The following is a 12,359-nucleotide window of genomic DNA, read 5'->3' as shown; positions in this document are numbered from 1 at the left end:
TATTCAAACATGCACTTTAACAAACAGCACCTCTATTCACCCCAGACAAGCATACCGGAGCACTCAGCGTGGAACACTTCATGGGCCAGCGAGACGCCCTCACACAGTCCAAACTCATGAAAGACTCGCAACCTGCCCCACTCAAGTGGACAATCAAAGCCATTCATGCGTCACGCAAATCAATTCTATTCATAAGAAAAGTTCTTATCGGAATCATCTTATTTGCCTGGACCGCTGTGGCATGGGTTGCATTGACAGGTTCGGAAGATAGTCGAACATTCGCCTCCGCGCTGGCGTTAGGCGCGACCTTCTCCTCACTTTTGGCCCTGAGACTCTTTCATCAAAAATCCGTCTTCCACTATGTCGTCCACGCCACCCACCTGCAATATACCCACTGCCTTGACTACCCTGAAAATGCAGAAGCCCGTTTTAAACGGTCGATCATCAGCCTCTTTGTCGGCGTTGCTGTCGCTGCCGTCGTTCTGAAATCTCTGTCGGTCTTTGTGATAGGCACCGCGTACTTGCTCTTGAACGGCGCGCCACAATTGATGTGCTGGAAACGACCCGAACCAGAACTCGTCGTCAGCCCGCCTTGGAAAAAATTCCAGCGGATGATCATCGATCGCAAGTATCGACTCGTCGTGCTTCTGATCGACGACCCCACCATCGGCTTCAAAGCTCACCTGCCCGATGACGCGCATCTGCAGCGCTACGTGGCGTTTCTCAAGGCTGTGCTGCCGCCCCATGTCCAGTACAGCGAAGAACGCTGGGAGTGGTAAGGCGTGGAAATCATCCCACCCGCATCGACCTGCCGAGGGCGGGGTTATGCCTTTGGCCTCTGCGTCAGTCACTCCGCCCGCGGCTGTCATCGCGCGATGCAGCTGCGCTGTCGGGAATCTCCCTTTTCTTTATAGGGGTATCCGACTAAGATCGAAAAAACGATTCAGCCGAAAAATAATATTAATCACTCTCATTAAATATTTTCATGAACAAAAATACTTAGAACCCTTATAGTCAGCACCCTATCGAATTAGTGGACACACTAGGCTGCTCCCCTAGATGCCGCATAGCATTGCTGCAGCCGTCTGCCAATCACCCCTGCGACGTAGGCCTTCATATTTTCGTCATAAAAACCCGACGGAAGCGCTCACCCCTGCCTACAACCCTTAAGGAAATTTCCTATGCGTGTGTATGAAACACACGTTTTGCATCTGCGCTCTAAGCCAGGAACTTACTGAATCGCCAATCTTTTCTTGATGCATCATGCACTGGATCCAAGAAAAAATTCGGCGAAAAATTTTGTAAAACCGTTGGTCCGGCTTAAGGGTTACCCCGATATTGGCGTCAATTTGCCACCGATATGATCCTCGAACTTTCCAGTTTTCGAATGGATGCGAGGATGTTGATTAATCTTGCTCTTTGGGTCGGCATCGCCATTGGTGCTACAGGACTGGTAGTCGCACAAACCACCGTCGTGATCATCGGCCTCGCGGTCATCGCCGCCGCCACCTTGGCACTGCATCTACGCAAACCGGCAGCACCGCCCCCGGCCATCGACCCCGTCGAACGCGTTGCAGCGACCTCGCAAGCGGATATCCCTGCCCTGCTGCACACCGTGGTCCCCAGCTGGAGTGACAGCATCGCGCAAAGCCGCGATCTGCTGCAGAGCAACATCAGCGATCTGTTCGAACGCTTCAGCAATATCGCCAGCCGCCTCGAAAGCAGTCTTGGCAATTCCGAGAACATTCTCGCTAATGGCGGGGTCGGGGCCAGCCTGCGTGATGCCAACCAGCGCCTGGCGGAAGTCACCCGGGCATTCGAGACCAGCAGCCAGCGCCAGCAGACACTCATCGGCACCATCAGCCAGCTCGGCAACTATGCCGACCAGTTGCAGCAGATGGCCAAGCGAGTGCAGGAAATCGCCAGCCAGACCAACCTCCTGGCCCTCAACGCGGCCATCGAAGCCGCCCGTGCCGGTGAGCATGGCCGGGGCTTTTCGGTGGTGGCGGATGAAGTGCGCAAGCTGTCTTCCCTGTCGGCGGAAACCGGCCAGGGCATGGACTCCAAGGTCGAAGAAATCAACCACGCCATCCAGTCCACCATCACCGCCGCCGCCGAGCTGGGCGAAAACGAGCGCAGCAACCTGGAGTTCCTCGACGCCTCGGTCACTACCGTCATGGGCCGCCTGGAGGAAAACCTCAACGAGCTGTCCAGTGCCTCCAATGACCTGCAGCGCGATGCCCGCGATACTCAGCAGGACATCCAGGCCATCATGGTCAACCTGCAGTTCCAGGACCGTGCCGACCAGATGCTCGACCACGTACAGATCGACCAGCAGCATTTGCTCGATGCCCTGCGCAACCAGGACGACAGCCTGCACGATCCGCGCGCCTGGCTCGAACGCTTGCACCAGCGTTTCACCACCGAGGAAGAGCGCCACGGGCGAACCCAGACCAACGCCAGCGAAGTCACCTTCTTCTGAGCGGCGTCAATGAGTGAAGCCTGGTTTACCAGAATTATTGACTACAGCCTTTCCTTAGCGAGGACCTGAAACATGGCCAAGACCGTAATGATCGTCGACGACTCCGCTTCGATGCGCCAACTGGTGAAGATGAGCCTGACCAGCGCCGGCCACCAGGTCATCGAGGCCAGCGATGGCCGTGACGCGCTCAGCAAGCTGACCGGGCAGAAGATCAACCTGATCATCAGCGACGTCAACATGCCCAACCTGGATGGCATCGGTCTGGTCAAGGCCGTCAAGGCCCGCCCGGAATACCGTTTCACGCCCATCATGATGCTGACCACCGAGAGCGAGCAGTCGAAAAAGGCCGAAGGCCAGGCGGCTGGCGCCAAGGCCTGGATCGTCAAGCCCTTCCAGCCCCAGCAGCTGCTTGCGGCAGTCGAAAAGCTGATGGGCTGAGCCCATGTTTACCCTCAGCCAGCCGTCCCCTGAAGCTCCGGCCCTGCTGCAGGCGGCCGGCGACCTGACCATCTACGAAGTCCAGCAGGCCCATGAGCAGCTCAAGGAGCTGCTGGCTGCCGATGCCCCGGCCTGGCAGCTGGATCTTTCTGGCATCGGCGAGCTGGACAGCGCGGGGGCGCAGCTGTTGCTTGCCCTGCACCGGCACCTCACGGAGCAGGGCCAGCCCACCGAGGTGGTGGCGGCTTCGCCCAGCGTGATGGAAATGGCCGGGCTGCTGGCTCTGGATATGCTCCACCCCATGCCCCCTGGCGAGGATTGACCGATGCTCAGTGGCGATCAGTGGAATCAATTGCTGCAAGGCTTTCTGGATGAAGGCCGGGATCTGCTCAAGGACGCCGAGGACAGCCTGTTGCGGCTGGAGACCTCTCCCGATGACGAAGACGCCGTCAACCAGTTGTTCCGCGCGGTGCATACGCTCAAGGGTTCAGCGGGCATCTTTTCCCTGACCGCACTGGTCAATCTGACCCACCATCTGGAAAGCCTGCTGATGCTGGTGCGCGATGGCCAGCTGACCCTGACCTCGCAAATGACCTCACTGATGCTGACCTGCATGGACGAACTGAGCACCCTGCTCGAAAGCGTCGATGAAAGCGGCCAGCTGAACGTCGATGAATCTCGCCACGCGCCGCTGATTGCCGCCCTCGGGCAGGCCCAGGGGCACGTTCCCGCGCCCATGGAGACGTCCACACCGGCCGTTATCGAAGCCAAGGTCGAAGACGCAAACGATTGGCGCATCAATATCGAATTCGCCCCTGAACTCTTCGAGAACGGTTTCGACCCTGCAGCCTTCGTACGCTACCTGAGCAAGCTCGGCACGCTGACCCGCGTACAGACCCGAACCGATCGCCTGCCTGCCCTGCACGCACTGGACCCGCACCAGTGCTACCTGGCCCTGGAGATCGAGCTGCACAGCTCGGCCGGCGAGCAGGAAATCGCCGATGTCTTCGAGTTCATCCAGGACTTCTGCACCCTGCGCATCGAGCGTGTCGCCGGCCTGCCGGTGCTGGCGTCGGCGGATGTTCTGCCGCCGGCGGCGACCGTGGCCAGCCAGCAGGTCCAACCCATGCCGCCGATGCCGGCTCAGGCCAAGGCGTCGCCCGCACCGGCGGCCCCTGCCGAACGCGGGGCCGCCAACGCTGGACGAGAAAAACGCAGCATTGAAAACACCCTGGTCAAGGTCTCGGCCAGCAAGCTCGACGAACTGATCAACCTGGTGGGCGAACTGGTGATCAGCACCGCTGGCGCACAGATGCAGGCGCGTCTGTCTGGCGACCCGCGTTGCATCGAGAGTACCCAGGCGGTGTTCCAGCACGTCGAACAGATCCGCGAAAGCGCCCTGAAGCTGCGCATGGTAGAGGTCGGCGAGACCTTCAACCGTTTCCATCGCGTGGTCCGTGACGTCAGCCAGGAGCTGGGCAAGAAGATCCAGCTGACCATCCGTGGCGGGGAAACCGAACTCGACAAATCGGTGATCGACAAGATCGCCGATCCCCTCACCCACCTGGTGCGCAATGCCATCGATCACGGTATCGAGTCGGCCGCCGCACGGCTGGAGTCCGGCAAGCCGGAAGAAGGCAGCCTCAGCCTCAATGCCTATCACGACTCCGGCATGATCGTGCTGGAAATCAGTGACGACGGCCGTGGCCTGAACACCGCGCGCATCCTGGAAAAGGCCATCGCCAAGGGCATGGTCGAAGCCGACGCGCAACTGAGCGACCGTGACATCCATGCGCTGATCTTCGAAGCCGGATTCTCCACCGCCGAGCAGGTGTCCAACCTGTCCGGGCGTGGCGTAGGCATGGACGTGGTGCGCAGCGCCATCGACCAGCTGCGCGGCACCATCGAGATCGACTCGGTCGCCGGCCAGGGTTGCACCTTCCGCATCCGCCTGCCGCTGACCCTGGCGATCATCGACGGGTTTCTGGTCAGTGTCGGCGATGACAGCTTCGTCATTCCGCTGGACATGGTCACCGAGTGCATGGAAGCCACTGACCTACCCCTGGACAACGGCTATGGCTACCTCAACCTGCGGGGCGCCCCCATGCCCTGCATCACCCTCGACAGCCACTTCGGCCTGGACAGCAAGCCGGCGCGGCGGCGCAACATCGTGGTGGTCAGCCAGGGTCGCCTGCAGGCGGGCCTGATCGTCGACCAGTTGCATGGCGAACTGCAGACCGTGATCAAGCCCCTGGGCAAGATGTTCCAGCACCTGCGCGGGATCAGCGGCTCGACCATTCTCGGCTCCGGCCAGGTGGCGCTGATTCTCGATATACCCAGCCTGTTCCGCCATTTGCAGTCCCTGGTGGACACCCCCTCACCCAGCTCGGCCAACGCGGCCAATGCCTACTGATACAACAGCCCTTCAGGAGATTCATCATGCAGTTCGTACGCAACATGAAGATAGGAGCAAGGCTGACACTGGGCTTTCTGGTGGTCATCATCCTGACCGCCATCATCGGCGGGCTGGGCATACGTAACCTGGACCAGGTCAACTCGCTGTCGGACCGCATGTACAGCGTCGACGTCGAAGGCATGGTGCAGCTGCAGGAAGCCAACATCCAGTTGATCACCTCCGGACGTGCCCTGCGCACTGGTCTGCTGGCCACCAACGCGGAAGAACGCAATGCTGCCTTCGCCAGGGCGCAGGCAGCCTTGGACGAGACGCGCAAGCAAATGACCATGGCCCGCGACAACTTCGTGACCAAGGATGGTCTGGAACGACTGGATAAATTGAATGCGCCTTTGGCCGACTATGAGGCAAAGGTCAAGCAGGCGATGAATATCAGCAATCGCTCCGGCCAGTACCAGGACGCGAGTGAAATCACGGCAATGATACCGGTGCTGAAAACCAGCGGCGACGTGATCGACGGCATGCTGGGCGATATGGTCCAGGAAAAGAAAGCCCGTACCGGCCAGGCCAATGATGAAATCACCAGCATTGCGGAAAGCTCGCGTGTGCAGATGATCGGCCTGCTTATCGCCGCCACCCTGCTGGGCATGCTGATTGGCGTGCTGGTCACCCGCAGCATCACCAGGCCGCTGAACACCGCCGTCGAAGCCTCCAACCGCATGGCCGCCGGCGACCTGAGCAAGGACCTGGAGGTCAACAGCAAGGACGAGACTGGCCAGTTGCTGAGTTCGATGCAGAACACCACGGTGCGCCTGCGCAGCATACTGGGCGACGTACGCAGTGCCGCCGACGCGCTGTCTTCGGCGTCCGAGCAGGTCAGTTCGACCTCGCAGTCGCTGAGCCAGGCCGCCAACGAACAGGCCGCCAGCGTCGAAGAAACCACGGCGTCGGTGGAGCAGATGTCCGCCTCCATCGCGCAGAACACCGAAAGCGCCAAGATCACCGACGGCATCGCCGGCAAGGCCGCCAACGACGCAGTCCAGGGTGGCGGCGCAGTAGTCGATACCGTCGAAGCCATGAAGCAGATCGCCGACAAGATCAGCATCATCGACGACATCGCCTACCAGACCAACCTGCTGGCCCTCAACGCGGCCATCGAAGCGGCACGCGCCGGTGACCACGGCAAGGGCTTCGCGGTGGTGGCTGCCGAGGTACGCAAGCTGGCCGAACGCAGCCAGGTCGCGGCCCAGGAAATCGGCCAGGTGGCCTCCAGCAGCGTGCAACTGGCCGAGCAGGCCGGTCGCCTGCTCAACGAGATCGTGCCGAACATCCAGAAGACTTCCGACCTGGTGCAGGAGATCACTGCCGCGTCCCAGGAGCAGAGCGGCGCGGCCGGGCAGATCAACATCGCCATGGGCCAGATGAACCAGATCACCCAGCAGAACGCCTCGGCCTCCGAGGAACTGGCCGCCACCGCCGAAGAAATGAACGCCCAGGCTGGCCAGTTGCAGGAGTTGATCGGTTTCTTCCGCTTCGACGAGAACGCCGCCAGCCGTCCGCTGCCGCGTGTCCAGGACACGCACTCGGGTGGCTCGTCCTCCTGGCAGCGCAGCAAGGGCCAGGTGGATGAAGGTCAGTTCGTCAGTTTCGGTTGATGGAGTGTGACCATGAACCTTGCCAAGCCCATCGACTCAACGTTCGACAATGCCCACGACATGAGCGTGCAGCACCTGTCGTTCCGCGTGCGTGACGCCGCCTACGCCCTGCCCATCGACCTGGTGCGGGAAATCATCGAATACCACGACGTGACGGCGGTACCGATGATGCCGGCGTTCATCCACGGGGTGATCAACCTGCGCGGCAACGTGGTACCGGTGCTCGACCTGGCGGCACGCTTCGGCTTCGAGCTGACCAAAGCCGGCAAGCGCACCTGCATCGTGATCATCGACCTGCCCATGGAAGACCAGCAACAGCGCATCGGCCTGGTGGTCGATGCGGTGGACGCGGTGCTGGACATCGACCCGCAGCAGGTGGTGCCACCGCCGCCGTTCGGCGCGGGCATCCGTACCGACTTCATCGCCGGCATGGCGCGCAACGAGCAGACCTTCACCATCATCCTGAACATTCCGCAGGTGTTGTCCCTCGACGATATTCGCCAGCTCAGCCTAGCGATTGCCAAGGGAAGCTGAGATGGCCGATGCACTCAAGATGCCGACACTCGGTGACAGCGAGTTCCGGCAGCTGCAAAAGATGATGGCCGAGGCCTCCGGCATCCAGCTGGCCGACAACAAGCGGCCACTGGTGGCCGGGCGTCTGATGAAGCGCCTGCGCCACTACCGTCTGGGCAGCTTCAGGGAATACCTGCAGTTGATCGAACAGCCGCAGTACCGCCAGGAAAAACGTCTGGTCGTCGACCTGCTGACCACCAACGAAACCTACTTCTTCCGCGAGCATCCGCATTTCGACTTCCTGGGCCAGTGGGCAGCGCGGCAGCGTGGCTCGCTGCGCCTGTGGAGCGCCGCCTGCTCTTCCGGCGAAGAGCCCTACAGCATCGCCATGGTGCTCAGTGAACATGCTGCGACCAAGGACTGGTCGATCACCGGCAGCGACCTGAGCCTGAGCGTGCTGAAAAAGGCCCAGGACGGCATCTACGATCTCGCCCAGGCCAAGTACTTCCCCGAAGGTTGGTTGCAGCGCTACTGCCTGAGCGGCATCGGCGACATGAGCGGGCGCTTCCGCGTCCAGGCGGCCCTGCGTGAACGACTCACCCTGCGCGAGGTCAACCTTGTTCAGCCGCTGGCCGAAGACCTGGGGCCGTTCGACGCTATCTTCCTGCGCAATGTCCTGATTTATTTCGACGGTGACGAGAAGAAACGCATCCTGCAGCGCGTCATCGGCCAGTTGCGCCCAGGTGGGCTTCTGTTCATTGGCCATGCCGAGAGTATCCATGGCCTGCAGTTGCCTGTGCGACTGGTCCAACCCTCGGTATACGAATGTCTGTGATTTCTTCGCTTTTCCTGCGTCCGGGCGACTATTTCTTCGGTCGCCACGATGGGCCGGTCACGACGCTGCTGGGCAGCTGCGTGTCGATCATCCTCTGGCACCCGCGTTGGCGCCTGCTGTCGGTGTCCCACTACGTACTGCCCCGCGACCCTGCACGCAGCAACGGCCCAGACGAAGACGCCGATACCCGTTACGGCGAGGCGGTGTTCCGTCGCCTGGAGCAAGACATGCAACGTTTCGGCACCCGCCCCGGCGAGTACCGCAAGAGCCTGTTCGGTGGCGGTACGCTGAACGGCTCGCCGCGCCGTGGCATGCGCCAGGTTGGCCATAGCAACAGCGAATTCGCACTGCGCCAGTTCCAGCAACGCAACTGGCAAGTAGACCATTGTGACCTGGAGGGCGACCTCTATCGGCGCCTCAGCATCGACGGCCACAGCGGCCGCATCGACTGCGAGCGCAAGCTGATGAGGCTGGCCTTACAGCAGAGACGGATATCATGATCAAGGTTTTCATCGTCGACGACTCGGCCCTGGTACGCCAGGTTCTGACCGGCTGCCTGGACAATCATCCGGGTATCAAAGTCATCGGGCAGGCCGGCGATCCGTTGTATGCCATCGAAAAGATGCGCCGCGACTGGCCCGACGTGCTGATTCTCGACATCGAGATGCCGCGCATGGACGGCCTGACTTTCCTGCGCCAGATCATGAGCGAGCGACCGACGCCGACGCTGATCTGCTCGACCCTGACCGAAGACGGTGCCGGGGTTTCCGTAGAAGCGCTTTCGGCCGGCGCCGTCGGCGTGTTCACCAAAGCGCGCCTGGGTCTGCGCCAGAGCCTGGAGCAGATGTCCGGGGACCTGATCCGCAAGATCGAAGAAGCCGCCCGCACACGCCCGCGGCTATTCAACGCTGTGCCTGGGCTGGCAGCGAAGAAGACCCAGGCCCCTGCCCCGGTCAGCCCACTCCTGCAGACCACCGACCGGGTGGTCGCGCTGGGCTGTTCCACAGGCGGCACCCAGGCACTGGAATACGTACTTCGGCAGTTGCCGCGTGACTGCCCGGGCATTGTGATCGTTCAACACATGCCGGAGAAATTCACTGCGGATTTCGCCCGGCGCCTGGATAATCTGTGCCAGATCGAAGTTCGCGAAGCCAAGCACCTTGATCGCGTGCATACTGGCCTGGCCCTGATCGCTCCAGGTGGTTTCCACATGCAGCTCAAGCGCAGCGGTGCGCATTATCAGGTCGAGGTACTCGACGGCCCACCGGTGAATCGTCACAAACCTTCGGTGGATGTGCTGTTCCGCTCCGTGGCGCGCCATGCGGGGGCCAACACACTGGGCATCATCATGACCGGCATGGGTGACGACGGTGCTCGCGGCCTGCTGGCCATGCGCGAAAGTGGCGCACAGACGGTGGCGCAAGACGAAGCCAGCTGCGTGGTGTTCGGCATGCCCAAGGAAGCCATCCGCATGGGCGCGGCGCAGACGGTGGAACCGTTATCCAGGGTACCGCTGCTGATCCAGCAGTTCGGTGACCATGCTCGACACGGCTGACGGATCAGCTGGAATCACAGGATAAGGACGCCTGCCTGTGGCGTCCGCGTCAGCACGACGGATGCGGATCGAAGCATTCGCTTCGATATGGCAACTCAGCCAGATCTGCCACGGGATACAACAACGCCACCTGAACGCACAAGTTGCGCGAAGACTTGACGGGAATGAACCTTGGCGACGCACGATTCACCGGACGGGGTAAACCTCGGTACAGGCTCATGGAGTGAATGCCGAAAAGTAAACAGGCGAAAAATCAAAGTTTACTTATAGTGAATAAACACATTGCACCTGGTCTCGATGCAGTACGGCACAACTAACAACGCAGCGCTAACGCCCGCAGAAGTTTTCAAACCACTTGCGAAGACGGCATCCCAACACTCATGCGCCACAGGCCTGATCTATGCCTTGCCGAATCTTGCTCGCCGATGACTACCCGCTATTCAGGGCCGGCATCCGGGCACTGCTGGAAAAACACAACGAATACGAAATCGTCGGTGAAGCCGACGACACCCTGAGCGCCATCGAGCTGGCCGTCGTGCTGGCTCCTGAAATCGTGCTGCTGGACATGTCGGTGGAGCGCACCGCCAGCGTCCAGACACTGGAGGAACTTGCGCTGCACGCGCCGCATTGCAAGGTGCTGATGCTGTCGATGCACACCGATTCGGAATTCGTCATGAAGTGCCTGCAACTGGGCGCCCATGGTTACCTGCTCAAGAGCGCCAGCGTGCTGGAGCTGGAACTGGCGCTGCAGGCTCTGCGCCGTGGCGATCAGTACTTGTCTTCGGCCGTGGTGCCACTGGTGGTCAGCCAGGCAGTCAAGAAAGCCCAGGGCCAGACGGTGCGCAACGGCAGCGTGGCACTGACCGAACGGCAACTGGAAATCCTGCGCCTGATCGCCCGTGGTGAATCGACCCGCTCCATCGCGGTTGGCCTGGGCCTCTCGGTGAAGACCGTAGAAGCCCACCGCTCGCAGGTCATGCACCGCCTGGGCATTCACGATATCGCCAGCCTGGTGCTGTTCGCCGTGCGCGAGGGCATCATCGAAGTCAACGACTGAGCAGCCTGCCGCCACCTGGGCACATCCCCTCAATCCGCCAGGCCTGGCCACCGCGATAGTGTGCCTTTGACAGCGGAGGCTTCAGGCATGCGTGGATTCATCTGGCTGAGCGGTCTCTGGCTGGGGTTGCTGGCTCAGGCGGCGATGGCCGATGAAGGTGGTTTCTGGGAAGACGCCAGGGCCAACCTGGACTTGCGTAACTACTGGCTGTACAGCGACTACCGGCATGATCGCCAACGCGAACAGAACTACCGGCGCGAATGGGCGCAGGGCTTCACCGCCCGCTTCAGTTCCGGTTACACCCCCGGCCTGGTGGGCCTGGGCGTAGACGCACACGGTTTCGTCGGCCTGCGCCTGGACAGCGGCCGCGGCACCGCAGGCACCGGCCTGCTGCCGCTGGACAGCGATGGGCGCGCCGAACCGGACTACTCATCCGCGGGCGCGGCGCTCAAGCTGCGCCTGGGCGATACCCGGCTACTGGTCGGCGAAATGGAGGTGGAAACCCCGGTGTTCGACACCGCCGACAAGCGTCTGCAAGCCGAATATGCACGGGGCTGGCTGCTCGACAGTCAGGCCCTGCCGAGCTTGCGCCTGGTCGCCGGGCAGTTCGATGCGTTCAAGAACCAGGACCAGTCCAGCGGCCACGGCGACTTCCAGGGCTACGGTGCCAGCACCGCCGGTCGCAGCCTGCGCCTGGCGGGCGTCGAGACCCGCGGCGACCAGCCGCTGGGTGCCGCCGTGTATGTCGGCGAGCTGAGCGACACCTGGCGGCAGTACTACTTCAACCTGCATGGGCTGCATCCGCTGGCGGGTGACGCGACACACTTTTCCTGGGACGCCAACCTGTACCGGACCCTGGACAGCGGCAACGCCAGGGCCGGCGCCATCGCCACCACGGCCGCAAGTCTCATGCTCAAGCTGCGTCACGGTATTCAGGTCTTCAGCCTCGGTTACCAGAAGATCCACGGCGATACGCCATTCGACTTCGTCGGCGGCGACTCGATCTACCTGGCAAACTCCATCAAATATGCCGACTTCAACGGCCCCGGCGAACAATCCTGGCAAGCCCGCTACGACCTGGACCTGAGCCGCCTGTGGGACGGCCTGAGCTTCATGGGACGTTATGTGCGCGGCAGCCACATCGACGGCAGCCATGCACCCGAGGGCGGGGCCTACAACCCGTTCGACGCCGACCTGGAGCGCTACGTGCCCGCCCAGGGCAACGGCGGCCGACATTGGGAGCGCGACCTGACCCTCGCCTACAAGGCCCCAGGAGGCGCGCTCAAGGACCTCTCGGTGGAACTCTCCTACGTCACCCATCGCGGCAATGCCGCGCAAGGCAACGATGACCTGGATCGCGTCTACCTGATCGTGCAATACCCCTTCGACCTGCTGCCGCGCTGACCATCGG

General features: G+C 61.6%; 12 protein-coding genes. All 12 read left to right on the top strand.

Annotation, left to right across the window (positions count from 1 at the left end; all coding sequences use genetic code 11):
- Positions 1–68 precede the first annotated feature (68 nt).
- The 12 genes from RRX38_RS23255 to RRX38_RS23200 all read left to right on the top strand — a co-directional run bounded on the left by RRX38_RS23255 (position 69) and on the right by RRX38_RS23200 (position 12,352).
- The gene (locus RRX38_RS23255; RefSeq protein ID WP_315960828.1) at positions 69–779 is read left to right on the top strand and encodes a hypothetical protein; all 711 of its coding nucleotides are present in this window, start codon (positions 69–71) and stop codon (positions 777–779) included.
- 581 nt (positions 780–1,360) lie between these two features.
- Positions 1,361–2,482 (top strand): methyl-accepting chemotaxis protein, encoded by a 1,122-nt coding sequence (locus tag RRX38_RS23250; protein WP_410524850.1) that lies wholly within the window; start codon positions 1,361–1,363, stop codon positions 2,480–2,482.
- Positions 2,483–2,554: 72 nt separating this feature from the next.
- The gene (locus RRX38_RS23245) at positions 2,555–2,920 is read left to right on the top strand and encodes a response regulator (protein WP_295475796.1); all 366 of its coding nucleotides are present in this window, start codon (positions 2,555–2,557) and stop codon (positions 2,918–2,920) included.
- Between the two features lie 4 nt (positions 2,921–2,924).
- Positions 2,925–3,242 carry an STAS domain-containing protein gene (locus tag RRX38_RS23240; RefSeq protein WP_315960825.1) on the top strand — a complete coding sequence of 106 codons (318 nt, stop codon included), beginning with the start codon at positions 2,925–2,927 and terminating at the stop codon, positions 3,240–3,242.
- 3 nt (positions 3,243–3,245) lie between these two features.
- Positions 3,246–5,333 (top strand): chemotaxis protein CheA, encoded by a 2,088-nt coding sequence (locus tag RRX38_RS23235; RefSeq protein ID WP_315960824.1) that lies wholly within the window; start codon positions 3,246–3,248, stop codon positions 5,331–5,333.
- Between the two features lie 26 nt (positions 5,334–5,359).
- The gene (locus tag RRX38_RS23230; RefSeq protein WP_315960823.1) at positions 5,360–6,988 is read left to right on the top strand and encodes a methyl-accepting chemotaxis protein; all 1,629 of its coding nucleotides are present in this window, start codon (positions 5,360–5,362) and stop codon (positions 6,986–6,988) included.
- 12 nt (positions 6,989–7,000) lie between these two features.
- Positions 7,001–7,522 carry a chemotaxis protein CheW gene (locus RRX38_RS23225; protein WP_295475785.1) on the top strand — a complete coding sequence of 174 codons (522 nt, stop codon included), beginning with the start codon at positions 7,001–7,003 and terminating at the stop codon, positions 7,520–7,522.
- Between the two features lies 1 nt (position 7,523).
- Positions 7,524–8,336, top strand: a complete 813-nt coding sequence (locus RRX38_RS23220; RefSeq protein WP_295475782.1) for a CheR family methyltransferase — start codon at positions 7,524–7,526, stop codon at positions 8,334–8,336.
- On the top strand, positions 8,333–8,836 hold the full coding sequence (locus RRX38_RS23215; RefSeq protein ID WP_295475780.1) for a chemotaxis protein CheD: 504 nt from the start codon (positions 8,333–8,335) through the stop codon (positions 8,834–8,836). Before RRX38_RS23220 ends, RRX38_RS23215 begins: the two co-directional genes overlap by 4 nt.
- On the top strand, positions 8,833–9,891 hold the full coding sequence (locus tag RRX38_RS23210) for a chemotaxis response regulator protein-glutamate methylesterase (protein ID WP_295475777.1): 1,059 nt from the start codon (positions 8,833–8,835) through the stop codon (positions 9,889–9,891). The genes RRX38_RS23215 and RRX38_RS23210 overlap by 4 nt, the downstream gene beginning before the upstream one ends.
- A gap of 400 nt (positions 9,892–10,291) precedes the next feature.
- A complete protein-coding gene (locus RRX38_RS23205) occupies positions 10,292–10,948 on the top strand; it encodes a response regulator transcription factor (protein ID WP_295475774.1) in 657 nt (218 codons plus the stop codon).
- An 87-nt stretch (positions 10,949–11,035) separates the two neighbouring features.
- Complete coding sequence (locus tag RRX38_RS23200; RefSeq protein ID WP_410524849.1) at positions 11,036–12,352, top strand: OprD family outer membrane porin; 1,317 nt, start codon at positions 11,036–11,038, stop codon at positions 12,350–12,352.
- Positions 12,353–12,359: the final 7 nt, after the last annotated feature.

This window comes from Pseudomonas sp. DTU_2021_1001937_2_SI_NGA_ILE_001 (assembly GCF_032463525.1).
Classification (GTDB): Bacteria; Pseudomonadota; Gammaproteobacteria; order Pseudomonadales; family Pseudomonadaceae; genus Aquipseudomonas.
This window is presented reverse-complemented; position numbering and strand designations above follow the sequence as displayed.

What these genes read in the sequence shown, in the direction of transcription:
- RRX38_RS23210 (WP_295475777.1), top strand. Translation starts at nt 8,833, where the DNA reads ATGATCAAGGTTTTCATCGTCGACGACTCGGCCCTGGTACGCCAGGTT.
- RRX38_RS23240 (WP_315960825.1), top strand. Translation starts at nt 2,925, where the DNA reads ATGTTTACCCTCAGCCAGCCGTCCCCTGAAGCTCCGGCCCTGCTGCAG.
- RRX38_RS23250 (WP_410524850.1), top strand. Translation starts at nt 1,361, where the DNA reads ATGATCCTCGAACTTTCCAGTTTTCGAATGGATGCGAGGATGTTGATT.
- RRX38_RS23220 (WP_295475782.1), top strand. Translation starts at nt 7,524, where the DNA reads ATGGCCGATGCACTCAAGATGCCGACACTCGGTGACAGCGAGTTCCGG.
- RRX38_RS23230 (WP_315960823.1), top strand. Translation starts at nt 5,360, where the DNA reads ATGCAGTTCGTACGCAACATGAAGATAGGAGCAAGGCTGACACTGGGC.
- RRX38_RS23245 (WP_295475796.1), top strand. Translation starts at nt 2,555, where the DNA reads ATGGCCAAGACCGTAATGATCGTCGACGACTCCGCTTCGATGCGCCAA.
- RRX38_RS23205 (WP_295475774.1), top strand. Translation starts at nt 10,292, where the DNA reads ATGCCTTGCCGAATCTTGCTCGCCGATGACTACCCGCTATTCAGGGCC.
- RRX38_RS23200 (WP_410524849.1), top strand. Translation starts at nt 11,036, where the DNA reads ATGCGTGGATTCATCTGGCTGAGCGGTCTCTGGCTGGGGTTGCTGGCT.
- RRX38_RS23235 (WP_315960824.1), top strand. Translation starts at nt 3,246, where the DNA reads ATGCTCAGTGGCGATCAGTGGAATCAATTGCTGCAAGGCTTTCTGGAT.
- RRX38_RS23225 (WP_295475785.1), top strand. Translation starts at nt 7,001, where the DNA reads ATGAACCTTGCCAAGCCCATCGACTCAACGTTCGACAATGCCCACGAC.